At 61.1% G+C, this 25,256-nt stretch carries 21 protein-coding genes; 17 read left to right on the forward strand and 4 right to left on the reverse strand.

All coding sequences use genetic code 11. The annotated features are described in order from the left end of the window. Positions 1-7 precede the first annotated feature (7 nt). The 7 genes from VQ071_RS02670 to VQ071_RS02700 all read left to right on the forward strand — a co-directional run bounded on the left by VQ071_RS02670 (position 8) and on the right by VQ071_RS02700 (position 9,862). Positions 8-1,792, forward strand: a complete 1,785-nt coding sequence (locus VQ071_RS02670) for a hypothetical protein (RefSeq protein WP_340512294.1) — start codon at positions 8-10, stop codon at positions 1,790-1,792. Between the two features lie 18 nt (positions 1,793-1,810). Then, positions 1,811-2,296, forward strand: coding sequence for a hypothetical protein (locus VQ071_RS02675; protein ID WP_340512295.1), 486 nt, complete (start codon positions 1,811-1,813; stop codon positions 2,294-2,296). Between the two features lie 304 nt (positions 2,297-2,600). Further along, complete coding sequence (locus VQ071_RS02680) at positions 2,601-4,226, forward strand: response regulator (RefSeq protein ID WP_340512296.1); 1,626 nt, start codon at positions 2,601-2,603, stop codon at positions 4,224-4,226. After that, entirely contained in the window at positions 4,219-6,024 is a 1,806-nt protein-coding gene (locus tag VQ071_RS02685; RefSeq protein ID WP_340512297.1) for a cache domain-containing sensor histidine kinase, read from the forward strand. Before VQ071_RS02680 ends, VQ071_RS02685 begins: the two co-directional genes overlap by 8 nt. Positions 6,025-6,279: 255 nt before the next feature. Further along, the gene (locus VQ071_RS02690; RefSeq protein ID WP_340512298.1) at positions 6,280-7,173 is read left to right on the forward strand and encodes an ABC transporter permease; all 894 of its coding nucleotides are present in this window, start codon (positions 6,280-6,282) and stop codon (positions 7,171-7,173) included. 18 nt (positions 7,174-7,191) lie between these two features. Beyond that, entirely contained in the window at positions 7,192-8,073 is an 882-nt protein-coding gene (locus tag VQ071_RS02695; RefSeq protein WP_340512299.1) for a carbohydrate ABC transporter permease, read from the forward strand. Positions 8,074-8,161: 88 nt separating this feature from the next. Continuing rightward, positions 8,162-9,862: a hypothetical protein gene (locus VQ071_RS02700; protein WP_340512300.1), complete on the forward strand. Its 1,701-nt coding sequence runs from the start codon at positions 8,162-8,164 to the stop codon at positions 9,860-9,862. Between the two features lie 87 nt (positions 9,863-9,949). Here the strand turns inward: VQ071_RS02700 and VQ071_RS02705 are convergent, their stop codons facing one another. Further along, a complete protein-coding gene (locus VQ071_RS02705; RefSeq protein WP_340512301.1) occupies positions 9,950-11,155 on the reverse strand; it encodes a NosD domain-containing protein in 1,206 nt (401 codons plus the stop codon). Positions 11,156-11,405: 250 nt separating this feature from the next. On the opposite strand from VQ071_RS02705, the gene VQ071_RS02710 reads away from it, so the two are divergent. From VQ071_RS02710 to VQ071_RS02740, 7 genes are all read left to right on the forward strand, one after another. Beyond that, positions 11,406-12,422, forward strand: coding sequence for an ROK family protein (locus tag VQ071_RS02710; protein ID WP_340512302.1), 1,017 nt, complete (start codon positions 11,406-11,408; stop codon positions 12,420-12,422). Then, positions 12,412-13,605: an N-acetylglucosamine-6-phosphate deacetylase gene (gene nagA, locus VQ071_RS02715; protein WP_340512303.1), complete on the forward strand. Its 1,194-nt coding sequence runs from the start codon at positions 12,412-12,414 to the stop codon at positions 13,603-13,605. The genes VQ071_RS02710 and nagA overlap by 11 nt, the downstream gene beginning before the upstream one ends. A 168-nt stretch (positions 13,606-13,773) precedes the next feature. Further along, the gene (gene uvsE, locus VQ071_RS02720) at positions 13,774-14,817 is read left to right on the forward strand and encodes a UV DNA damage repair endonuclease UvsE (protein WP_340512304.1); all 1,044 of its coding nucleotides are present in this window, start codon (positions 13,774-13,776) and stop codon (positions 14,815-14,817) included. Between the two features lie 181 nt (positions 14,818-14,998). Continuing rightward, positions 14,999-15,817 carry a sulfite exporter TauE/SafE family protein gene (locus VQ071_RS02725; RefSeq protein ID WP_340512305.1) on the forward strand — a complete coding sequence of 273 codons (819 nt, stop codon included), beginning with the start codon at positions 14,999-15,001 and terminating at the stop codon, positions 15,815-15,817. A gap of 135 nt (positions 15,818-15,952) precedes the next feature. Next, positions 15,953-16,792 (forward strand): inositol monophosphatase family protein, encoded by an 840-nt coding sequence (locus VQ071_RS02730; protein WP_340512306.1) that lies wholly within the window; start codon positions 15,953-15,955, stop codon positions 16,790-16,792. Positions 16,793-16,801: 9 nt separating this feature from the next. Beyond that, positions 16,802-17,002, forward strand: coding sequence for a hypothetical protein (locus tag VQ071_RS02735; protein WP_340512307.1), 201 nt, complete (start codon positions 16,802-16,804; stop codon positions 17,000-17,002). 85 nt (positions 17,003-17,087) lie between these two features. Continuing rightward, positions 17,088-17,396: a hypothetical protein gene (locus VQ071_RS02740; RefSeq protein ID WP_340512308.1), complete on the forward strand. Its 309-nt coding sequence runs from the start codon at positions 17,088-17,090 to the stop codon at positions 17,394-17,396. Positions 17,397-17,974: 578 nt separating this feature from the next. Here VQ071_RS02740 and VQ071_RS02745 read toward each other — a convergent pair. Beyond that, a complete protein-coding gene (locus VQ071_RS02745) occupies positions 17,975-19,309 on the reverse strand; it encodes a glutamate-1-semialdehyde 2,1-aminomutase (protein WP_340512309.1) in 1,335 nt (444 codons plus the stop codon). A 718-nt stretch (positions 19,310-20,027) separates the two neighbouring features. Continuing rightward, a complete protein-coding gene (locus tag VQ071_RS02750; RefSeq protein ID WP_340512310.1) occupies positions 20,028-21,044 on the reverse strand; it encodes an LCP family protein in 1,017 nt (338 codons plus the stop codon). 114 nt (positions 21,045-21,158) lie between these two features. Here VQ071_RS02750 and VQ071_RS02755 point away from each other — a divergent pair, with 114 nt between their 5' ends. The 3 genes from VQ071_RS02755 to VQ071_RS02765 are packed head-to-tail and all read left to right on the forward strand — an operon-like array spanning position 21,159 to position 23,842. Continuing rightward, a complete protein-coding gene (locus VQ071_RS02755) occupies positions 21,159-22,241 on the forward strand; it encodes an ABC transporter ATP-binding protein (protein ID WP_340512311.1) in 1,083 nt (360 codons plus the stop codon). Continuing rightward, complete coding sequence (locus tag VQ071_RS02760) at positions 22,238-23,032, forward strand: ABC transporter permease (protein ID WP_340512312.1); 795 nt, start codon at positions 22,238-22,240, stop codon at positions 23,030-23,032. Before VQ071_RS02755 ends, VQ071_RS02760 begins: the two co-directional genes overlap by 4 nt. A 6-nt stretch (positions 23,033-23,038) precedes the next feature. Continuing rightward, positions 23,039-23,842, forward strand: a complete 804-nt coding sequence (locus VQ071_RS02765; protein ID WP_340512313.1) for an ABC transporter permease — start codon at positions 23,039-23,041, stop codon at positions 23,840-23,842. A gap of 526 nt (positions 23,843-24,368) precedes the next feature. Here VQ071_RS02765 and VQ071_RS02770 read toward each other — a convergent pair. Beyond that, the gene (locus tag VQ071_RS02770; protein ID WP_340512314.1) at positions 24,369-25,025 is read right to left on the reverse strand and encodes a DNA-binding response regulator; all 657 of its coding nucleotides are present in this window, start codon (positions 25,023-25,025) and stop codon (positions 24,369-24,371) included. Between the last annotated feature and the right edge of the window lie 231 nt (positions 25,026-25,256).

Raw genomic sequence — 25,256 nt, forward strand, 5'->3', positions numbered from 1 at the left:
ACCGGCCATGAGCAGCAGCTACTTGATCCACGATATGATCCGCATCTGTCCGCAGACCGGAGCGGCGCTCGAAGTACAGTCGCGCACGCGGTCGCTCCCCGGTCAGGGCGCGCCGCTCGCGGAGCTGACGACGCCGCGCAATGCCTACGTATCTTTTCAGGTCGTCGTGAAGCTGGGCGATGCGGGCGTGCAGGGCATCCGTATTGAAGCCGAAGCGCTGAAGGGCGAGCATGGCGAGATCGGCGCAGGCGAGTTTGAATGGTATGCCCAGTGGTATCACGGCGTCCAAGGCCGCTATTATCCCGATGCGCTGGTCCCGCTGGACCAGGAGGGAGACGGGCCGCGCAGTCTGTCCCGGATCGCGGCGCGCAACGGCGTCGAGAACCAGGCATACGCAGCCGTATGGGTAGACCTGTTCATACCGTCCGACACGCAGGCGGGCGATTACCGGGGGGCGCTGCGGGTGACGGCGAACGGCGAGACGGAGTCGCACGAGCTTCGCCTCCGCGTGCTGCGCACGGCCGTGCCGGACGAGTCTCGCATCATCCTCGATCTCAACAGCTACGCCGACAATATATCCCGTCGCACGGACGCGCTTCGTGACAATCCGACCCGGTACGAGGACGGCACCTTCTTTAAGACGGAGCGGCAGTTTTATCGGATGGCGCACGAGCATCGCTGTCTGCTGCACTACCTGCCTTACCAGCATTCCGGCAAGATGCCCCCGACCTTCGCTCCCGAGCTTGCGGGCAAAGGCAAGGAGATGCGCGTCAAGGACTGGGCGGCGTTCGACGAGCACTTCGGCCCTTATCTGGACGGCTCCGCGTTCGCGGATACCAAGCGGGGCGCGATCCCGATTCCGTACATGTATTTGCCGTTCAACTTCCACTGGCCGGCGGACTATGCCAAGTTCGGGATGAAGGGCTACCGCACGGAATTTGCCGGCATCATGGAGGAATTCCACCGGCACTTCACCGAGAAGGGATGGCTGGGCACCAAGTTCGAGCTGTTCCTGAACCACAAGAAGCGCTACAAGCTTTTCCCGTATGACGGCGACGAGACGCGGTTCGTCTGGGACGAGAAAATCAACGATATATTTTACGAGCTGTCGAAGGATGTGCTCGAGAAGGAAGACGGCGCCCGGTTCATTTTCCGCACCGACGCCAGCTGGAGCTACGGGCTGCACTTCGATAAATACGCGAACATGATCAAGCTGTGGGTCGTCAATCAGCAGATGTTCTCCTGGTTCCCGGAAAGTGTCGACGTGCTCCGCGCGGCCGGCTGCGAGATCTGGACCTACGGAAGCGCCGAGCGAATCTCCGCGTCGCTGCTCGCCACCGTGTTCTCCCCGCTTGCCGCCGTGGCGCGAGGGGTGGACGGATTCACCTATTGGGAAAGCACCAAGTGGGGGGAGCGTTGGTACGAGACGCCGGATTCGGAGGGCAGCACCGCGATGTTCTATCCCGGCGATCGGCTGTTCGGCCTTCAGGGGCCGATCCCTTCGATCCGGCTCAAGGTGCTGCGCGGGGCGATGCAGATCGCCGACTGCATGGAGCAGTGGATCGACGCGCAGCCGGCGGACGGCAGAGCGCGGATGGGCGAGGCGATCGCCCGGGCATTCGGCCTCGCGCCCGGAGCCTGGTGGCCCGGCAAACCGGACTTTCTCGACAAGCCGCCCTACGAGTGGGAGAACAAGATGTTCAGCGAGGCGCCCAAGGCATCGATTCAGCAAGGCCAGGCGCCGGAGTCGTTCAACGATCTGAGGCAGACGCTGTGGGAGATTGTGGGCTAAAGGAGGACGAAGCCGTAAATGAAAACAAATAAGTACGACTTGATGGAGATGGCCCGGCTGGGCGTCCTGTTCCTCCCGGGCGATCTGCTCGAAGACATCATGCCGCCGGAGCGCAAGGAATACCCGCTGCGGGTGGTGGGCTCGGACAGCGACTTCGCGCTTACCGACGAGATCGACTTCGTCGAACACAACTTCAATGCTCTGAAGCGGGTGCTCCTGCTGACGGAGCGGATCGATCCGGACCGCAGTCCCTATGCGGCCCTATGGATACGAAGACCGGAGAATCCCGCGCTCTGCGAGATGATGATCGCAGGCAGCGCCCTGCCTTCGGAAGGCGTCCACATCCAGGAGCCGTGGCCGGAGCTCGAGCGTGCCTTCGGAGGCCTGCCCACGCGTCTGAACCGCGAGCGCGGGCAGACGGTGTATTATCCGGTCCGCAACTCGGACGAGGAGATCGTCGGGGTGTTCGAGCTGACCGAGGACGTGCCGCCGATGTTTATCTGACGATTTTATAGGATGTCTTTTAATGCCAGGCATCGTGTATGCAGCTCCTCCGGCTATGGCGCCGGATTAGCTGTATGCACGATGCTTCTTGCCGTTTCCGGCAGGTAAGCCGGCGTCGGGAAGCGAATAAATGTACCTAGAATCCGTGCCGGCAGGCCGGATTCGGCGACAGGGACAAAAATGGCCTGCATTGTTTAAGAATCGCCTATAGCGGCACCGAGGCGACCGTCATCACAATGGATATTAAATATAGTTCCGATTCTATTCCCTGGGGACTTACCAGCGAACTTGAGGAGGCGGCGCGATGGCCCGGATCTTGATAGTCGACGACGAAAGGGAAATTCGCAACGGTCTTGTCAAGCAGATCCCCTGGTCCGAGTGGGGCGTAGACGAGGTGCTGGACGCCGACGACGGCGATACGGCACTGGCGCTGGCGCTCGCTCGCCGGCCGGATCTGATCGTCACGGATATTCGCATGCCCCGCATGTCAGGATTGAAGCTGATCGCCGAGCTGATGCGCGAAAAGTATAGCGGCAGTCTGATCGTCGTCAGCGGGTTCGACGATTTTCATTATGCCAAGGAAGCGTTCAAATTGGGCGTGTCGGATTACTTGCTCAAGCCTCTCGACAAAAACGATCTGTTCAAGGCGGTCACGGCGGCGCTCCGGCGCCAGCGCGAAAAGAACGAAAGCGAGCTGAGCCGCAGTCTCATCCGGCAGGGATACGAATCGGCCGTCCCCAAGATCAGAGAGGAGCTTCTGCGCCAGTTGATCGGGCGGCCTTACCGGGAGGACCCCGCTGCGCGGACCGGGCACAAGCTGGAGCAGCTCGACCTCGCGTGGCTGTCGGGCGGGCAGCTCCGGCTCGCGGTAGTCGGGATCGATAGCTTGAAGGCGCTTACGCTTGAGCCGGCTGCGAAGGACAAGAATACGCTGCTCGCGGAAGTCGGCGGCATCCTCTCGGAGACGGTCGCAGCGAGGCATCCGGGTCGCAGTGTGCTGTTCAGGTCCGAGTCGGACGACTGGATCGTCATTCTCGAGCAGGGGGACGCGGACATGGTCGAGCCGTGCGCGGCTATGCTCGAGGAAGCCCGTGAGCGGATCGGAAGCCGGATGGAGATCCGGTTCGACATAGGCGAAGCCGTGAGCCGAGGCGGTCTCCCGCAGCTGTACGACCTGTACCGCAGCGCGATGGCGTCGCTCGTCAGCCGGAGGCTCCATGGCAACGTAGAGACGCCGGAGGGCGACAATTACGATCGGCCGCCCGAGTACCAGTTGGGCAGCCCGAAGGAGCTCGTGGAGATTTTGAAGTACGGTACGGACAAGGAGATCAGGGAGGCGATGGCGGGATTTCCGAAGCTGGTCAAGTCCTGGGAGGTCAGGCATCCGAAGGACCTGCAGCAGCGCACGTTCGAGTGGCTGCTCGACGTATTCAGGGCCGCGCAAAAAACGGCGGGCTGGAAGGAAACGTCCTGGGAAAAGCATCCGATCGCACTCTGGGAGCATCTCGAGCGCTTCGATACGCTGGAGTCGCTCCGGCAGCAGGCGACGGAGCAGCTGCTGAAGGCGGCGGAGAGCATCAAAGGGCAGTCCGGATCGCGAAGCCAGATCGTGGACGAGGCCCAGCGCATCATCCATGAGCGCTATCATGAGAACCTCACGCTTCAGATGGTCGCCGAGTGCGTGCATGTGACGCCGGTATGGCTGAGCAAGCTGTTCAAAAAAGAAACCGACATGAACTTCCTGGAGTATCTCACGGACGTCCGCCTGCAGAACGCGGCGGAGCGGCTGGGCGATCTCCAGTACAAAGTTTATCAGATCAGCTATATGGTCGGCTACCAGGATCCCGTCCACTTCGCCAAGCTGTTCAAGCGAGCGTACGGCTGCACGCCGCAGGAATACCGCAACAGCCGGAGCAGCCGGCATGAGTAGGCCGGTCCGGGCCCCGCTGGGGCGGTTCTCGATTCGCAGCCAGGTGATTCTGCTCTTTTTTCTCATCGTCGTGCTGCCTTTCCTGTTCATCGGGTACTTTGCCTATTCCAAATCCATCAAGGCCATTCAGAACGTGAGCTCAATCGTATCCATGGAGATGATGGACAAAAACGCGAAGGTGCTGGACAACTATCTCGACCTGGTGGACAACGCCCAGAACGAGATCATGTATTCGCGGGAGATGCAGGACCTGCTCAGCATACGGCCAGCCGATGAGCTGGAAGAGCTCGAGATCGCTTCCCGGCTCGTGCAGTATACCGGCATGCTCAACAGCAATACGCATGCGTATACGATCCGCATTTTCCCGATCGAGCCGTCCCGCTATCCGACCTTCACGCACACGATCTACCAGGATGCCGACGTGGAGAGCCAGGCCTGGTTCCGTCTGGCCAAGGAGATGAAGTCCCCTTACTGGCAGCTGTTCCTGCCGCGGGACAATCCGACCCTCTACAAGGAGCCGATCCTGTCGAAAATCAAGCAGCTGTACGGGCTGAATCAATCGCAGCCGCTTGGCTTCGTCTCCGCCGACATCAAGACGAGCACGCTCAGCGAATATCTCGCCCCGGTCAAAATGGTGGACCGGCAGCAGGTGATGCTGCTGAGCGGGAACAATACGATCGTCTACCATCAGGAAGCCGACAAGATCGGCACCCGCTTCGATTCGCCGGAGCTGGACGCCTTCCTGAGGCAGTCCGCGGATGCGGCGAGTCCGCTCTCGATCGGCGGCATCCACTACATGGCGACATACGCTTCGCTGACCCACAACGATTGGAAGGTGCTCAGCCTCATTCCGGTCTCGACGCTGACGCGGCCGGTATCGGGCATTGAGCAGCTCAGCCTGTTCTTCCTGCTGTTCTATTTGCTGATCTCCGTCTGTACGGTCGCCTTCTTTACGTTCCGGTTCACCCATCCGATCCAGAAGCTGGTCAAGGCCATGCGCAAGGTGGAGCGCGGGGAGACGGTGCATAGCTGGCCGCATCTGAAGCGCTCGGACGAGATCGGCTGGCTGTACATCGGCTTCGACAATATGGTCCGGAAAATCGCCGAATTGGTCAAAAATGCGGAGAAGGAGGCCAAGGACAAAAAAGAATTGGAGTTTCAGGTGCTTACGCATCAGATCAACCCGCATTTTCTGTACAACACGCTCGAAGCGATCCGCTGGAAAGCGGAAAGCCGGGAAGCGTCAGACATCAGCGAGATGGTCCGGTCTCTGGGCAATCTGCTCCGGCTGAGTCTGAACGACGGCCGGGAGCTGACGACGGTCGAACGGGAGATCGAGCATGTCAAGGCGTACGTCGCCATCCAGTCGGCGCGTCAGGATACGTCGATCCGGGTCGTCTATATGATCGATGAGGACATTCTGCCGCTGCCCTGCATGCGGCTCATGCTCCAGCCGCTCGTCGAGAATGCGATCAAGCACGGCACCCGGCACGCCGGAGACGGAGAGGCCGTCAAGATTGTGATCCGCGGCAGCCTCGAGCCTTACCGGCTGCAGTTCGAGATCGTGGACAACGGACCGGGCATTCCCGAGGCGCTCCGCGCCGGGCTGCTGACCGCCGGGACGGACGATCCTCGTCAACGAAAAGGGGTTGGCCTGCGCAACGTCCACGAGCGGCTGGCCCTCTATTTCGGCGAACGGTACGGACTGCGGATCGACAATGGAGAGGCGGGCGGGACGACCATCAGAATCTCGCATCCGGTCCTGAGCGCGGAGCACGAGCAGCGGGACGCGATATGAAGCAGACGCGGCGCGGCCGCTCGTCGGTTAAGTCTATTAACCGGCGGGCGGCCGTTTATTTGCGCCCATCCCGAAAAGTTTAATAATCTCCCAGTAAAGAACAACTTTAAGAGATACTATGCGGCCCGCGGCGGATTATATAATGAAACTCAAGTAAGACGGAGGTGAACCGGAATGGAAACAAACGCAGCCGCCAATACAGAATCGATCCAGCGCACGCGTCAGGCAGACACTGTCCGGAGGTCTCCGCTATGGATGAGGATCAAGAAGCAGCAGGTGCTGCTGTGGATGTCCGTTCCCATCATGCTGCATCTGGCGCTGTTCCAGTTCGTGCCGCTCTGGGGATGGCTGATGGCGTTCAAGGATTATCACATCGGACAGAGCTTGTGGAAGGCCGACTGGGTCGGGTTCAAGCATTTCAAGACGCTGCTCACCCACGACGAATTTTTGCAAGCGCTTCGCAACAACTTCGCGATGAACCTGATGCAGCTGGTCCTGGGTACGCTTAGCTCTATCGCGCTTGCCGTCGTACTGAGCGAGCTGAGGAGCAAGAGCTTCGTCCGCATCGTCCAGACGATGACTTATTTGCCCCACTTCGTCTCGATGGTCGTCGTCGCCAACATTTTCGTCATGCTCCTGTCGCCGGACGGCGGTCTGATCAACGACCTGCTGCTCAAGCTGGGCTGGATCAACGAGAGCATTTTCTTCTTCGGCAAGCCGACGTGGTTCTGGGTCATTCATACGATCATCCTCACCTGGAAGGGCTTCGGCTGGGGCGCGATCATCTATCTGGCCTCGATCGCCGGCATCAACCCCAGCCTGTACGACGCGGCGATGGTGGACGGTGCGAATCGCTGGCAGAAAATCAAGTACATCATCGTTCCGTCCATCATGCCTACCGTCATCCTGCTCACCATCCTGTCGATCGGCGGCCTCATGACCGGCGGGTTCGAATCGCAGTTCCTGCTCGGCAACGTGATCAATGCGGATTATTCCCAGGTCATCTCGATTCTGGCGCTCCGGTTGGGGCTCAATGCAGGCGACTTCTCGTTCGGTACGGCGGTCGGCATTTTCAACTCGGTCGTCAGCATTACCTTGGTTCTCATCGTCAACGCGATTGCCAAACGCTATCAAGCCAACCTCTTCTAACGATTGGAGCGAATCGCCATGCCTCTTCATCGCAGTGCAGGAGAGCGAACGTTCGACGCCGCGCTGTATGCGCTGCTGGCCTTGGCCGCGTTCACCACGGTCTACCCGTTTATCTACCTGCTGATTATCTCGCTTAACGAGACCGCGGATGCCTTGAAGGGCGGATTGTACTTTTGGCCCCGCAAATTCACGCTGGAAAACTACGCCTATGTATTCCAGAAGGACACCCTCTTGCGGGCGTCGGTCAACTCCGTGCTCCGCACCGTGATCCAGACCGTCGTATCCGTGTTCGCCTGCGGCATGATCGCTTATGTTCTCAGCCGCAGACACTTTATGCTGCGCCGCTTTTTCATCATGATGCTCATCGTCACGATGTACGTCAGCGGGGGATTGATCCCGACCTACCTGCTGATCAAAAATCTTCATTTGATGAACACCTTCGCGGTATACATCGTTCCGGGGCTCGTCAGCGCGTTCTATATTTTCGTCATGCGGACGTTTTTCGAGCAGTTGCCCGACGGACTTGTCGAATCCGCTTACATCGACGGGGCCAACGATTTCCGGATTTATACGCAAATTATATTGCCTGTCAGCCTGCCTGTCCTCGCTACGATCGCGCTGTACGTCGCGGTAGGGGAATGGAACTCCTGGTTCGACAACTATCTGTACAACAGCCGCAACCAGAAGCTGGCCGTACTGCAATACGAGCTGCAGAAGATGATTCAGGTCGTCGAATCGACGCAGCAGGAAGACGGGAGCGGAGAAGGCCCGCGCGTCATCTCGCCTCTTACCATCAAGTCTACGCTGACCATCCTTGTTACCGTCCCGATCCTGCTCGTCTATCCGTTTTTGCAAAGGTACTTCGTCAAAGGTCTGACCTTGGGCTCCATGAAGGATTGATTTCACGACGCCCGCCGCTATGCCGGCTCGTAAGTCGGCGGGCGCCTTGAAATAAATAGAACGATAAAAAATCGGAGGTCGCCAGCTTATGTGGAAAAAGAAAAAGCACGGTTTGGTGTCAGTGCTCCTGATGTTCGGCATGATCGCGACGGCTTGTTCGAACGGCAACAACAGCGGGGCTTCGCAGGGAGCTTCTCCCACCCAGTCGGCGACGCAGAGCGCGTCGGCATCCGCATCCCCGAGCGCATCTCCCAGCGGCGAGCCTGCACGCGAACCGTTCACCTTCACGATGAACACGGACAATCCGAACATCAACTGGAACAACGAGGTCGCACAGGAGATCACCAAGCGCACCGGCGCGACGGTCAAGTGGGACATCATCACCGGCGATTTCCGCGAGAAGATGAACGTATGGCTCGCAGCGGGCGACTATCCCGAAGTCATCAATATTCATGACAACACGCTGCAATCGTACATCGGCGCGAAGGCGGTCCTCGACCTGACGGATCTGATCAAGGAGCATGCGCCGAATATTATGAAGGCGTACAACAATGACCTGTCCATTTTGCAGCAGCCGGACGGCAAGATTTACGGCCTGCTGCAGCCGCCGACCCAGAAGGTTAACGACCTGACCCAATATGGATGGATCGCCATCCAGTCCGCCGTGCTGAAGGAAGCGGGCTATCCGGAGATCAAGACGCTAGACGACGTGAAGAAGGTCGCAGCCGATTATATGAAGAAAAATCCGGAGATCGGCGGCGGCAAGACGATCGGCTTCTCCAACTATGGCGCGGCCAATCAGCTGTACAATGTGTTCGATACGTCGGCCCGCTCCTATGCCGGCTTCCCGACGACAGCCCAATACTTTGTCGACGATCAGAACAACGCCAGATTGCGCTTCTTCGAGCCGGGATACACGGACTTCTTCAAGTTCCTGAATCAGATCAACAAGGAAGGACTGTTCGATCCCGAATCGCTCATCCAGACGCAGGAGCAATTCACCACCAAGTGCAGCCAGGGCCGCGTGCTTGTTATCTTCGGCAAAGGCGGCAACTGCAACGGCACCCTCGAGCAGAACGGCATGGCGGACCGGACGTACGTCAACTTCGACATCGTCGCGCCGGACAAGACGAAGTATGTCGTGACCCCGTCCAAAAATCCGAGCGTCGGCGGCGACATGTGGCTGTCGATCACCAAAAATGCCAAAAACCCCGAGCGCATCATCCAATTCTACGACGATATGTTCAAGCTCGAGAACCAGATTCTCGTCGGATGGGGCATCGAGGGTAAATACTACACGGTCGAAAACGGCGTTCGAACGGTTACGGATTGGTTCGTCGATCAATACAAAACGCATCCGAATACGTTCTGGGAGGACCTGGGTATCGGTTATGCCCGTCCGATGTCTACCAACTATGCTTCCGGCTTCACGCTGTCCGACGGCGACTTCGCCTTGTACAGCTCCTCGGAGAGCTGGATCGCCAAAAATATGAATTCGGTCGCGATCGAGACCCTCGGCAAATACGGGGCCAAGACAAACGCGGACCTGATGCTCAAGGGCGAGGAGAAAGACTATAAGTTCAAGACGTCCAAATGGACGGACGAGATTAAAACCTTCAACACGGAAGCGATCGCCGAGTGGGGCAAGACGCTGCCGAAGTTCATCCTCGAAAAGGACGAATCCAAGCTGGACGGCATCTGGGCGGGCCTCGAGAAGACGCTCAAGGGCAAGGGCCTCGACAAGCAGAACGAGCAGGTTACGGCCATTTACCAAGAGAGCTTGAAATAAGCTCGGAAGATCATGCGAAAGAAAGGCCGTTCCGGCAGCAGCGATGCGCCGGAACGGCCTTCTTGCGCGCCTGGCGGCGTCTGTCGCTCAGGCTTCCTGGTCGGGCAGCCAATGCGAGTGCGTCTCCAGCGCGCAATTGTCGAATTCGTTGTCCTCCATGGTGATGCGCGACGTATGCGCCTCCAGACAGATGCCGATCGTCCGGCCGGGCGGCGCCTTCGTGAACACGATCCGATTGGCGACGAGCTCGACGTCGTGCGTATGGCCGCGCATCCGGATGCCGACATACCCCATCGAATCGGAGCCGTTGTCCTCCAGGAGGTTGCCCTCGACCCGATTGTAGCTGGCGGACATCGGCTCGTCTTCGTTGCGGAAGAAAATGCCGTAATAGCCGTTGTCCGACAGCCGGTTGTGTCGGATCGCATTGCGAATGTCCTTGTGCCCGATCGACAGCCCGCTCATGCCGTTGCCGACGGCGGTGCAGCGCTCGACTACGCTGTCCTGCACACGCCAGCAGAGGAAGATTCCGTCCATCGCATTGTCGTCGAAGCGGCTGTTCACGATGTGCGTGCGGGAGGTCCCGCTGCCGGGATGAATGCCCTTGCCGCCGTTGCCGGCGCATTCGCATGCGTCGACGCGGATGTCCTCGCAATGCTGGTAGCTGATGCCGTCGCCGTTGTACCCGCGTACGGCGCAGTGCTCGATCGAGGCGCCGCGGACGCCGTACAGGTAGATGCCCGCATTGCGGCAGCCCTCGGCCAGCGTCGGATTGTCCCTGCGGCCCTCGACGATGAGGCCGACAATCTCGATCCGCTCGCAGTCTTGACCGCTGACAACGGGCGCCTGGGTCGTCACGATGCCGTCCTCGCCGAGCAGGACCGTGGCATGCAGCTCGCGGTCGAGATGCAGCGTGTTCCCCGATTTGCCGATGACGACGGCTACCGTATCCCTGAAGCCCATGCTCGACGCGGCCTTGCGGACGGCGACCGTCTGGCCGACCGGGAACAGGCGGGGGTCGCGGACCGTTACCTGGCGCTCGTGCAGGTCGGCGTCTGCGGCGAGCCGCGAGCTCCGCTCCGCCTCCTGGCGCAATACAGTGCGGCCGGGCACGCCTTCGAGCCGTATGCCCGAGCGGATGTGGAGCGTATTGTCCAGCGGGTAGACGCCTTCGCCGAGGGCGACCGTGCCGCCGCCCAGACGGGCGGCATAGTCGATCGCGGCCTGGATGGCCCGGGCAGCCCCGCCTGGCAGCGACGCCGAGTGCGGCGCGACGTCGACGATAATCTGATCCATATTTTTTCCCTCCTGCATCCTCGTCCTTTTGATCCAGTACAGTCTAGCACCGGGGCCGCGGGGCCGCGATGGGATAATCGCGCTTTTTACTGAGTCGATATTATCGAATCTCGAGCCGGTATGCATGAGAGGGATACGCGCGGCGTTCAGATAAGAGTCACCCAGTATAAGATAAGATCTGCCTGTTCTCCGCAGGCGCGATTCGCTCTACGATGAGGCTAGGCACTCGCGCAGGGGACGGTGGGCATATATGAAGGATGTAACGCAAGCGGAAGCGGCAACTACGGCGTACGTAGGTGCCGATATTGGCGGCACCAATACGGTCATTGGCCTGTTCGACGCTGCCGGCGCGCTGATCGGTACCGGACGCATCGCGACGCTGGCGACCGATCCGAGGCAGCCCACCACAGAGCCGGTTGCGTTCATGGACCAGCTGGCCTCCGAGATCGGGGCGCTGGCGCTGGCATGCGGAGGCGGGCGCCGCATTGCCGCGGCGGGATTCGGAGTCCCGGGATGGGTGGATACCGCAGCCGGTCTGGCGCTGGACGCCTCCAACCTCGGCTGGCGGCGCGTGCGATTCGCGGAGGAGATGAGCCGCCGCCTCGGCGTGCCTGCTTATATCGACAACGATGTGAGGCTGTATACGCTTGGCGAGGCCGTCGCCGGGGCGGGCGCAGGCTGCGGCGACCTCGTCTGCATCACGGTGGGGACGGGGCTGTCGGCGGGCATCATGCTGGACGGCGTATTGATCCGGGGCAGCCGTCTGCTGGCCGGCGAGATCGGGCATGACCGCGTGGACGGCCTCGACGCGCCGTGCAACTGCGGCAAGCGGGGCTGCCTGGAGACGATCGCTTCGGCGCCGGGCATCGCGAGGCTCGCGGCCGAGGCCGTGCGCGACGGCAAGTCCACGACGCTGGCGGGCGTCGAGCGCCCGCTGACCGCGCTCGACGTCTTCCGGGCGTGCGACGCGGGGGATGCCGTGGCTGCGGACATCTTCCGGTTCGTCGGCCGCGCGCTCGGCCGCAAGCTGGCCGCGCTCGCCTTCGCCGTCGATCCGCAGATAATCATCGTCGGGGGAGGCGTGGCCGCCGCAGGCGATTGCCTGCTGCAGCCGATCCGCGACGAGCTGACCGTGCATATTCCCGAGGCGGAGTGGAGGCCGGCCGTGGTGCCGGGCAAGCTGCAGGACAAAGCGGGCTTGGTCGGCGCCGTACGTCTCGCGATCGACAATTGGTCAAGAGAGAGGGGCAGCATACATGACAAATAACATCGGCCGCCGCCTGCTGGCGACGAACGGCACGATCTATACCGGCGGCCGCAGGATTGAAGACGGGCGCTTGCTGATCGGCGCCGATGGAGTGATCCAGGCCGTCGGCGGCGCGGAGCTGGGGGATGCGGCGGCGCAGATCCTCGACCTGGGCGGGAACATCGTGATTCCCGGCTTGATCGACCAGCATGTCCACGGCGGCGGGGGCTGGCAGGCGATGGACGCCGCGTACGAGGGCTTGAACGGGATGAGTCTGTATCATGCGGCGCACGGTACGACCTCGTTTCTGGCGACGACGGAGTCCGCCCCCGAGGAGCACATCCTCGATGCGCTGCGGAACGCCGTCCGGGCCGCCGGATCGGGACTTGAAGGCGCGGAGCTGCTCGGCGTCCATCTGGAGGGCCCGTTCCTGAACCCGATCCGCTGCGGGGCGCAGGACAAGGCGAATATTCGTCCGGCGAACCCGGACGAGCTGGACCGCTATCTCGAGGCGGCGGGCGGCCTCATCCGGCTCGTCACGGTCGCGCCGGAGATCGAAGGCGGCATGGAGGCGGCGGAGCGTCTGTCGCGGGCGGGCGTCACCGTGTCCGTCGGCCACTCCGACGCGACGCTGGCGCAGATGCGCGAGGCGATCGCGCGTGGAGCGACGCAGACGACGCATCACTTCAACGGCATGAGCCCGTTTCATCACCGGGAGCCGGGCGTGGCCGGCGCCGGGCTCATCTGCCCGGAGCTGACGACGGAGCTGATCGCCGACGGCATCCACGTGCATCCGGACGCGGTCAGGCTGCTGTACGACATAAAGGGGCCGCGCGGCGTATGCGTCATCACCGATGCCGTCTATTGCGCCGGGCTGCCGGACGGCGCCTACGGGGATACGACGATGAAGGACGGGCAGGTGTGGCTGAAGGACGGTTCGAGTCTGGCGGGCAGCAGCCTCACGATGCTGCAGGCGCTGCGGAACGTCCTGCGGTTCACCGGCCGCCCGCTGGAGGAGGTGCTGCCTTCGCTGACGGAGGTGCCGGCCCGGCAGATCGGCGCAGCGGGGCGCAAGGGGAAGCTGGAGGCGGGGATGGACGCCGACTTTCTCGTGCTGGACGGCGCGCTCGAGCTGCAGTCCACCTATGTCCGGGGCCGCGAGGTTTATGCGAAGCCGGCTGCGGCCGGCAGTACGATCGGATGACCGCCCTCGGTCGCTAGCTGCGCCGTTCCTCCTGAGAGTCGCGTCACTCGTTCAAGCAGCGATGCTTGGCGACGTGGCGTTTTTTTTCGTAAAATAGGATGTATTTGCAATTGCATGGGTGGGCTGCGCACGCGCGGGGTACACTTCATGTAAAAAGGAGGCGGTTCCGTGCTCGTCAGGTTCGGCTTTGTCGCCATGTCCGTGTTGCTGGAGAACGCATCTCCGTCGCGCACGATGACCTATACGAACTTCAGCAAGCTGCCGGACCGCGAGGGTGCGCTGCTCCGGCTGTCGCGCATCGCGCAGGAGAATCTGCAGCATACGCTGCGCCTGCTCAGCCACTGCAAATATTCGGACATCCACCTCTACCGGCTGACGTCCAAGCTTATTCCGCTCGCCACGCACGATGCGCTGGCCGATTGGGACCCGTATGCGATTCTGGCGGAAGACTTCGCGGCGGTCGGCGCTTATGTTCGCGAGACGGGCATCCGCGTTTCGTTCCACCCGGATCACTTCACCGTCTTCAGCACGCCGCGGCCGGAGGTGCTGCGCAACTCGATCAAGGACTTGCACCATCACGTCCGGATGCTGGAGCTGATGGGACTGGACGAGCGGGCGACCTGCAACATTCATGTCGGCGGCACGTACGGCGACAAGGAGTCGGCGGGCAAGCGGTTTTTGGCGCAGTTCGGGGCGCTTGAGCCGCGGATCGTGCGCCGGATGACGCTCGAGAACGACGACAAGACGTTTACCGCCGCCGAGACGCTCGCGATCAGCGAGGAGGCGGGCGTACCGATGGTGCTCGATATTCACCATCATGCGGTCAACAATCCGGCGGGCATCGCGCCCGAGACGCTCTGGGACCGGATTCAGCGGACTTGGCGGGACTACGGCTGGAACGGACTTCAGCGCGAGGCTGGCGGTACGGCAGCCTCGCCTTCTGCGAGCGGATGGCTGCCGCCCAAAATTCACGTCTCCACCCCCAAAAGCGCGACCGATCCCCGCGGACATGCCGATCATGTGTCCCTGGAGCCGCTGCTCTCTTTTCTGCGTACGATCGCCGGCTCGACACCCGCCGTCGACGTGATGATCGAAGCCAAGCGCAAGGACGAGGCGCTGTTCAAGCTGATGGACGAGCTTCGCGCAGAAGCTGCGGCCGGGGCCGGCGATATCCGGATCGTGGACGGCGCCAGCGTAGAGATCGACGGGTGAACGCGGGGCAGGGCGCTTTGAACCGGCCCCCCCTTCGCTTACTCGCCTATCCCCATTTCCTCATATTGGGCCGATCGTACGTTTCCTGGATTGTTTTCTGCAACCGATGCTTCGCTTCCTGCGCTGGTACAGGTATAATAAAGTGAATCCATCCAACAAGAACCAATAGGGAGAATTGCAGTTGGCTACGGTTATACTCGTACTGATCGGCATCGTAGCCGCGCTGTTCGGCAGCATTGTCGGACTGGGCGGCGGTATCATCATCGTACCTGCGCTAGTGCTGCTCGGTCCGGGCCTGCTCGGCGGGGACGTCTCGTCGCAGACGGCGGTCGGCACCTCGCTGGCAGTCTTGATCTTCACGGCGATGACATCCACCTGGACCTATCACAAGCAAGGCAAGGTCGACTTTCGCAGCGGCTGGCTGCTCTTCGCCACGAGCGGACCGGCGGCGATGGCGGGCGCGCTGCTCACGAATGCGATTCCGCAGGGCCCGTTCCAGCTGGCGTTCGGCCTGTTCATGCTCGCCATGTTCGGTCTGATGGTCGCCAGGGAGCGCATGCAGCCGCTGCGCATCGACTGGCCGATCAAGCGCTCGTTCACCGACGGGGCCGGTGTCGTACACCAGTACGGCTACAACCTGCCGCTGGCACTGACGATCGGTCTGGCCGTCGGACTCTGCTCGGGCTTGTTCGGGATCGGCGGCGGCTCGCTGTTCGTGCCGATCATGGTCATATTGTTCAGATTCCCGCCCCATATCGCGACGGCCAGCTCGATGTTCGTCATCTTCCTGTCTTCGATCCTCGGCAGCGTCGTCCACGTATGGCACGGCAATGTCGACTGGGCGTTGTTCCTCGCGCTGGCGCCGGGGGCGCTGATCGGCGGGAGACTGGGCGCGGTGATCGCGTCGAGGCTGTCGGGGCCGCAGCTCATGTGGCTGTTCCGGGTCACGCTGCTGATCATGGCCTGCTATCTGATATTCAAGGGTGCGCAGGAGATATGAGCGTCCAATCCGAATACCGGCGGCGAAGCGCCGGAACGCTCCGGAGCGCGCTTGCGTATAAGTAGAGAGATCAATGGTAGACAAGCGCTGCCTACGCAAAAGGAATTATGATTACGTTTAATGAGGGATGAGCAGATGAGCAGCAATTCGAATATGATCGGGGGCAAGAGCTTCACGGCCGTGGCGATCAACTGCGCCTCCAAGGCAGGCGAGTGGATCAAGAGCCGGATCGGCCAGTTCGCGGCTCCCGATGTCAAGTTTTCCAAGCATGACCTCGTCACCGAAGTGGACAAAGGCTCGGAGCGGCTGATCCGCAATCTGATCGCGACGCACTATCCGACGCATTCGTTCCTGGGCGAAGAAGGCGTCGAGCCCGGTCCGGAGGCGTCGGCCCGTTCGATCGCCCAGATGGGCGGCGACGAATATTTGTGGATCGTCGATCCGGTGGACGGCACGACCAACTACGTACACGGGTTTCCGTTCTACTCGGTATCGATCGCGCTCGCCTACCGTGGCGAGGTGATCGTCGGCGTCATCTACGATCCTTCGCGAGACGAGCTGTTCGTCGCGGAGAAGGGGAAGGGCGCCTACGTTCACGGCAAACGCATGCAGGTGTCGTCCGAGCCCGCGCTCGCGCAGAGCCTGCTGGCCACAGGCTTCCCGGCGGACCACATCTTGGCGCTGCCGCGCAATCTCAAGCAGACGCTGGCGCTCGCGCCGCAGGTCCGCAACATTCGCAGCTCCGGCTCGGCCGCGCTGCATATGGCGTATGTGGCGGCAGGCAGGCTCACCGGCTTCTGGGAGATCGGCCTGAACGCCTGGGACCTGGCCGCGGGCGCGCTCATGATCGCGGAGTCGGGCGGCGTCGTTGCGGACCAGAACGGCCAGCCTTATTCGCTCGGTGTCCGCGATGTCGCAGCGAGCAACGGCCTTATTCAAGACGAATTATTGAAGGCGCTTGCGGAAGTCAAGTAGTCAAGTGAAGTGAAGTTATGGAGAGTGAGGGGCTGCGCGATTGTGCAACAGGCGTTCGTCCTGAACTTTCTGACGGAGAAGAAGAGTAATCTGGCAGAACTGAATGCCCGACTGCAGCAAGGATGGCGTATCGCCAGCCAGGCTCCGATGGGCGGCGGCGACAATCAGAATGCGGTCTATTCCCTAGTCGTGCTGGAGCAGACGGGCTAACAGACCTGGCTGGCGATTTCCTCCCAAGTGGGTACATGAGAGTATGCTTGCAGGTTCATGCTACCCTTAGAAAGGAGAGGTCTACATGCGCGACGACAAGTTTGCAGGTCAGTATGACCAATCCCAGCCATTGCCCGAGAGACTCGAGGCGCAGGCTGCGGAGGAATACGTGGATGACGGGGCGGCCTTCATCACCGGCGCGGAGGCGGAGCTCGTCCGGCAGCTGACCGAAGGGGAGCCGGAAGCCGGCGATCCGAACGAGGAGGCGCTCGCGCGCCTGTCCCCCAGATGGGAGATCCGCATCCAGACCGAGCGCGACCCCGTCGCCGAAGAAACGGCGGCTTACCGCAAGCTCGCCAAGGAAGTGGACGGGCGGTACGACGGGCAACGCTAATTTGTGCCGGGTCCGGGCAGAAGAGTGACATGAGACGAGATGAGACGGCCTGCCGGGCCGTCTTTTTGTATGCTCTCCCCGACTGGCCGGAGAGACACAAGAACCGCACAAAAAATGTGCGGTCCAGCATGAAGATCGTATGCTCGACCGGAGGCAAGCATGTCGGTAGCACGCGAATGCACGAGAACCGCACAAAAAATGTGCGGCTCAGCATGAAGATCGTATGCTCGACCGGAGGCAAGCGTGTCGGTAGCACGCGAATGCACGAGAACCGCACAAAAAATGTGCGGTCCAGCATGAAGATCGTATGCTGGGCCGGAGGCAAGCGTGTCGGTAGCACGCGAATGCACGAGAACCGCACAAAAATTGTGCGGTCCAGCATGAAGATCGTATGCTCGACCGGAGGCAAGCGTGTCGGCAGCACGAGAATGCACGCGAACCGCACAAAAAATGTGCGGTCCAGCATGAAGATCGTATGCTCGACCGGAGGCAAGCGTGTCGGTAGCACGCGAATGCACGAGAACCGCACAAAAAATGTGCGGCTCCTATACACTCTTAGCGGCTAACGCTACACGCGACTATTTAATCGCCTTAAAGCTCTCGTCCGCCGCTTCGAGCGTCCTGTCGATGTCCGCATCGGTGTGCGCGGTCGTCAGGAACCACGCCTCGTACTTCGACGGCGCGAGATAGATGCCGCGCGACAGCATCTCGCGGAAGAATGCCGCGAAGCGCTCGCCGTCGGTATCCTGCGCCTCGTCGTAGTTCGTGACGGGATGGTCGCAGAAGTGGGTCGAGATCGCGCCTGCGATGCGGTTCACCGTCAGCGCCACGCCGTGGCGCGCCGCCGACTCGCGCAGGCCGTCGGCCAGGCGCGTGCCGAGCCCCTCCATGCGCGCGTAGACGCCCGGCTCCCGCAGTACCTCGAGGCAGGCGATGCCCGCCGCGATCGAGGCGGGGTTGCCGGCCATCGTGCCCGCCTGGTAGGCGGGACCGAGCGGCGCCACCTGCGCCATGATATCTGCGCGGCCGCCGTAGGCGCCGATCGGCAGGCCGCCGCCGATGATCTTGCCGAGCGCGGTCAGGTCCGGCTCGATCGCCGCCAGTTCGGGAAACGCCGCCGCATACGTCTGCGTCGTGCCATAGTGGAACCGGAACGCCGTGATGACCTCGTCGTAGATGACGAGTGCGCCCGCCGCCCGCGTCATGCGGCATACGGCCTCAAGGAAACCCGGCTTCGGCATGACCATGCCGAAGTTGCCGACGATCGGCTCGATCATGACGGCCGCCACATCGTCGCCCCAAGTCTCGAGCGCGAGCCGCAGCCCCTCGGTGTCGTTGAACGGCACCGTGATGACTTCGCTCGCGATGCTGACCGGGATGCCCGCGCTGTCGGGAATGCCCAGCGTCGAGGGCCCGGAACCGGCGGCGACGAGCACGAGGTCGGAGTGGCCGTGGTAGCAGCCGGCGAACTTGACGATCTTGTTGCGTCCGGTCGCCGCCCGCGCGACCCGAATCGTCGTCATGACGGCTTCGGTGCCGGAGTTGACGAAGCGGACCTTGTCCAGCGACGGGATCGCATCCTTGAGCATGCGGGCGAGCGTGACCTCGCCCTCGGTCGGCGTACCGTACAGCGTGCCGTTCTGCGCGGCGCGCACGATCGCCGACGTCACATGCGGGTGCGCGTGCCCGGTGATGATCGGGCCGAACGCAGCCAGATAGTCGAGATACCGGTTGCCGTCGACATCCCAGAAGTGAGCCCCCTCGGCGCGCTGCATGAATACCGGTGCGCCGCCTCCGACGGCCTTGAAGGAGCGCGAAGGGCTGTTGACGCCGCCGACGATATGACGCTGCGCTTCCTCGTAGAGGCGCGCGGATTCGGGCCGCGAAGCGGCGGACGAGTGAAGGGAAGACATAATTCGATTACCCCCTGCTAGAAATGATAAGGCGAAAACTGGGCAAATGTGCGAGCTGTGCGGAAAAGCGGGACTGGAGGCTAACGGTCGATAAAACGAAGGTAAGCGGGTGATAAAGCCTGCAAATTCGCAGGTTAGGTCCGCACCGAGCTTGGGCCATTCCCAAAGCCGCAGGCTTCAGACTCCAAACCGCGCGCATACGCCGAAAAGCCTGCACGGATGCAGGCTTTTGCAGTTCCCGAGCCGAATGGCGCTCAGGGCACAATCGATAACTGCAAATATGCAGTTATTTTCTTCCAAGCCAGGACGCTCGGCAGCGATAACTGCATTTAAGCAGCTATTCTTCGCTCCTACGCCGAATTGCGGCCGCTTTTTGAGAAATTAGCTGCATATTTGCAGCTATCGCTCCGATAAGGCCGTATTCTCGGAGATTAGCTGCATATCTGCAGCTATCGGCCCAACATGCAGTTGTCGGCCCAACATGCAGCCTCGGCCCAATATCCAGCCCTCGGCCCAACATCCAGCCTTCGGCCCAACATCCAGCCTCGGCCTAACATGCAGCCTTCGGCCCAACATGCAGCCCTCGGCCCAACATGCAGCCCTCGGCTAACATCCGGCCACCGGCCGAAACTCTAGGCATGGGCGCGATTGCTCGCGCCGCCCTCTCAAAGCCCCGGCTCCCGTGCGGTCCCGAGCCCGCCGCGCGCGCCCAGCGCTCTTAAGGCGCAGCGCTCGCGCTCGCCGAGCCGCTGGCGCCCGGCGAAGCCGCCGTCGAGGAGTCCGAGGCCAGCACCTCCTGGATGTACTCGCGCAGCTTGTCTTCGTTGCGGATGCCGATCGTCGAGCCGCCGATATTCTGCTCGACGAGCAGGTTCATCGGCGGCAGCTGCGCCGAGCCGGCCTGATGCGACTTGTAGCCGAGGCTGGCGAGCTTCCACATGTCGTCGACGGACATGTTCGTCTCGATGTACGGCACGACCTTGTTCAGGATGGTCGGCAGCTTGATCAGGTTCCAGCCGGACTGCAGCTTGTCGGCGACCGCGCCGAGGAAGGCGCGCTGCCGCTCCGTCCGCGTGTAGTCGCTCAGGCGGTCGTGGCGGAACCGGACGTACTGCAGCGCATGATCGCCGTCGAGATGCTGCTGCCCCTTTTTCAGATCGATGTCGAACATATGCTTGTCCGCCGCCGACGTATAGTGCATGTCCTTCTCGACGTAGAAGTCCACGCCGCCGATCGCATCGACCAGCTTGATGAACCCCTGGAAGTCCGCGTACACGTAGTACTGGATGTCGAGACCGGTCAGCTCGGAGATTGTCTTCATCGACAGGTTCGGTCCACCGATCGAGAGCGCCGCGTTGAGCCGGTCAGAGCCGTGGCCAGGTATCTTCACATAGGTGTCGCGCAAGATCGAGAACAGATGCACATTCTTCGTCGCCGGATCGAACGACGCGATCAGCATCGAGTCCGAGCGGGGCGTCTCGCCCTTGGTGAGACCGCGGTTGTCGCCGCCCATGAGGAGCACGTTCACCCGCTCGGTGCCCGTCCACTCCGGCGGCTTCTCCTCCGGCTTCTCCGGCACATTGCTGAAGATCGATTCTTCCTTGGGTTTCTCGAACCGGTCGAGCGCGTGAACCCCGCTGTAAACGTACCACCCGACGAAGGCGACAATAATTATTAATATGGAGAGGCCCGTATAGAGCGGCCATCTTCTTTTCTTACGCGGTGTGCTGCGCATCCTCATGTTCCCTTCGTTTTACGTTAAGAGCATTCTACTGTAAGATATCTTATTGAATTATATAGTTCCCGCACGACTCGAATCAAGTTACGTCGAATGACGGAGGAATATGGAATGTTAGCCATCGATGTGCACAATCTGCGCAAGCAATTCAGCGTCCAAAAAAACCGCGAGGGGCTCGGGGGAGCGCTGCGCGACCTGTTCAAGCGAGAATATACGGAAGTGGCGGCGGTCAAGGATATCAGCTTCCAGATTCCGCAGGGCGAGATATGCGGTTATATCGGGGAGAACGGCGCCGGCAAGTCGACGACGATCAAGATGCTGACCGGCATTCTCGTGCCGACGTCGGGCGATATCAGGGTCAACGGCTTCGTGCCGCACAAGGAAAGGGAAAAATTCGTGCAGGGCATCGGCGTCGTGTTCGGCCAGCGCAGCCAGCTGTGGTGGGATATCGGGGTCATCGAGTCATTCCGGCTGCTGCGCAAGGTATACGGCGTCGGCGAAGCCGACTTCAAGCGGCTGCTCGACGAGCTGGTCGAGACGCTGGCGCTCGGCGAACTGCTTAACCGTCCCGTGCGCAAGCTCAGCCTCGGACAGCGGATGCGCTGCGAGCTGGCGGCTGCGCTGCTGCACAACCCGTCGATTTTGTTCCTCGACGAGCCGACGATCGGGCTCGACATCGTCGTCAAGACGGAGATCCGCGAGTTTCTGAAGCGCATCAACCGCGAGCGGGGCACGACGATCCTGCTCACGACGCATGACCTGCAGGATATCGAGGCGCTCTGTTCGCGCGTCATCATGCTCGACGACGGGCGGATCATCTACGACGGCGGGCTTGAGGAGCTCAAGACGCGCTGGGGCAAAGGACGCGAGGTCGTCTTCACGTTCGGCGACGCGGTACGGCTGGAGCGGCTCGAGACGCTCACGGCCGGACTCGACGTCAAGTGGAGCCGCGAGGAGGGCGGATTCTCGGCGAAGGTATGGATTCCGCTCGAGATCAACGTGTCCGAGGTGCTGTCGCGCGTCGTCGGGACGATGGAGATCAGCGACATCAAGATCATCGAGACGAATACCGAGGAGATCGTGCGCGAGATCTACCGGACGGGCAGCGCGCAGACGCCGGCGGAGGTGCTCGCCGAGAGCGCAGGCAGCGACAGTGCGCAGCCCACCGCACAGCCGGAGGCGGTCCAGCGATGAACGCCGCGTACTTCGAGTTTGTCCGCATCCGTTTTCTGACGATGCTCGCTTATCGCGTTAATTATTATAGCGGCATTATCGTTTATGCCATTAACATCGGCGCGTACTACTTCCTCTGGAAAGCGATCTACGGCGACGCCGGGAGTCTGGCCGGCTTCACGGTCGAGCAGATGACGACCTATGTGGCCGTGTCGTGGATGGCGCGCGCGTTTTACTTCAACAACCTCGACCGTGAGATCTCGAACGAGATTCGCGACGGCAGCGTGGCGGTGCAGATGACGCGGCCCATCAACTATTTAATGGTGAAAATGATGCAGGGCTTCGGCGAGGGCGTCTTTCGCCTGCTGCTGTTCATGGTGCCGGGTATGATTCTGGCCACGCTGCTGTTCCATGTGACGCTTCCGTCGGACCCGGTGCGCTGGATCGTTTTTTTCGTCATGATCTGGTTCAGCTTCCTGATCAATACACAGCTCAATATTCTGACCGGGCTGTTCGCCTTCTTCGTCGAGAACAACGAAGGTCTCATGCGCATGAAGCGGGTGCTCGTCGACCTGCTGTCCGGCGTCATCGTGCCGATCGCTTTTTTCCCGGCGTGGGGGAGAGCGGTTATGGACTGGCTGCCGTTCCAGGCGATCACATATTTGCCGAGCTCGGTATTCACGGGCCGGACGAGCGGGACGGAGACGTGGCATGCGCTGCTGATTCAGGTCGTCTGGTTTGCCGTGCTCGTCGTGCCGATCGTGCTCATGTGGCGGTCGGCGCGGCGGCGGCTGTTCGTGCAGGGAGGTTGACGAGAGATGAGACTATCTAGGCTCGGCTATACGTTCGGATTGTTCAAAGAGTACATCGCCAACTACGCCAAGGTGAAGCTGACCTACCGCGCCGACTTCTGGGTGGAGGTCGTGAGCGACTTGCTGTTCTCGCTGACGAATCTGTTGTTCATCTTTATCGTGTTCCAGCACACCCCGACGCTCGGCGACTGGAGCGAGTCCGAGGTCGTGTTCGTCTACGGCTACTTCATGATCGCGCAGGGCGTGTTCAGCGCGTTCACGAATCTGTGGAACTTCGGCGACCGCTACATCATCAAGGGCGAGATGGACCGCGTGCTGACGCGGCCCGCCCACTCGCTGGCCCAGGTCATGCTGGAAAACGTCGACCCGCCGTCGCTCGTCTCCTCGCTGGTGGGCCTCGGCATCATGGGTACGGCATGGGCGAAGCTGGGGCTTGCGTTCGACTGGTACGATCCGTTCGTGCTCATCGTCATGGTGCTGGGCTCGGTGCTCATCTACACGGGCATCTATATCACGCTGGCTGCGATCTCGTTCTACTCGGACGCGCCGACGGGCATCATCCCGCTCATGTACAACATTCAGAGCTACGGCCGCTATCCGGTTCAAATCTACAACCGCGGCATCCGCTTCTTGCTCACATGGGTGCTGCCATTTGCCTTCGTCGGCGTGTACCCGGCGATGTTCTTCCTCGAGGCGCATCGCAACGTATTCATGGCCTGGATGACGCCCGTCGTCGGCCTCATCGCAGCCGGCATCGGCCTCGGTGTCTGGAACCGCGGCGTCAAGCGCTACCGGGGCGCGGGGAGCTGAGAGCGTCCCGCCCAGCAATAACGGCCTTAATGACCGCTATTGCACGCTAGGTGGGTGCTCCACCCAGCGATAACGGCCTTAATGAGCGCTATCGCACGCTAGGTGGACGCTCCGCCCAGTAATAACAGCCTTTTTGACCGCTATCGCACGCTTGGTGAGCGCTCCACCCAGCGATAACGGCCTTAACGACCGCTATCGCACGCTAGGTGGGTGCTCCACCCAGTAATAACGGCCTTTCTGACCGCTATCGCACGCTTGGTGAGCGCTCCACCCAGCGATAACGGCCTTTTCGACCGCTATCGCACGCTTGGTGAGCGCTCCACCCAGCGATAACGGCCTTTCTGACCGCTATCGCACGCTTGATGAGCGCTCCGCCCAGTAATAACGGCCTTAATGACCGCTATCGCACGCTTGATGAGCGCTCCGCCCAGTAATAACGGCCTTAATGACCGCTATCGCACGCTTGATGGGTGCTCCGCTCAGCCATAACGGCCATTCTGACCGCTAGCAGCCAGCTTTTATCGTTCTAGATATTGCTCTTTGTGAGCTTGTATGTTCGGATTCGGCGCTCGCCTGTCGCCGGTGCGATCCAGCCTTGCTCCGTCAGCTCACGCAGGAGTGAGCGCGCCTGCTTTTCTCCAATGCACAGCAGCTCGCACACCTCCCCTGGCGTGAACGACCGCTGCAGCTTGTTCGCGAATCGCAAGATCTCTCTGTGCTTCAGCGGGAGCGCGATCTCTTGTCCTGCGCCGAAGTCGCCGTACAATCTGCCGAGCGCGTGCAGGACGAATTGCTGACATTTGCGCGGCCGTTCCCGTATCAGATCCAGCGGCATGCGGAAGATTATCCAGCCGTTCAATACCAACTGGTTCTGCCTCTCGCGCTCGTATTCGAACGTTCGCCGGTTCACATGTTGGCCGTGGGTGGTGAAGTCGTCAATTTCCCAACCAATCTTATGAGGCGATCTGAGGTAGGCGTGGTCGATAAAAAACGATCCTTCGCCGAAGCCCGGCACTTCGTACTCGGCATGCAAATAGTCGAAGTTCCCTACAGCGCTCAACCAGACCTCCTTGGCAAACAACGCTTCGTTATGCGCATGGCCCTCCAGCAACCTGCGGAGCGACTCGCCGGTGCGCCCGCGACGCTGCTGCACCAGCCATTGCTCGTAATGCTTGTCCATCATGCTCATTCCCTCCTTATCGGCCAATAAAAAACACCGCCGTCTCCAAATAGGAGAGGCGGTGTGCTTCACGCGCGTCTGTATAGGATTAATATACTTCTAACTTGCGCGCGATGCAAGGGGAGAGAGTCAACTGAAAGTGGGCTATTGACAGGGAAGCATTTGATTTTGTATGATGAGCACATAAATATTTTGATTCACAAATTGGGAACGTTCCCAAAATGGCGCGCTGGA

The sequence above is a fragment of the Cohnella sp. 56 genome (assembly GCF_037963805.1).
In the GTDB taxonomy this organism is placed as follows: Bacteria; Bacillota; Bacilli; order Paenibacillales; family Paenibacillaceae; genus Cohnella.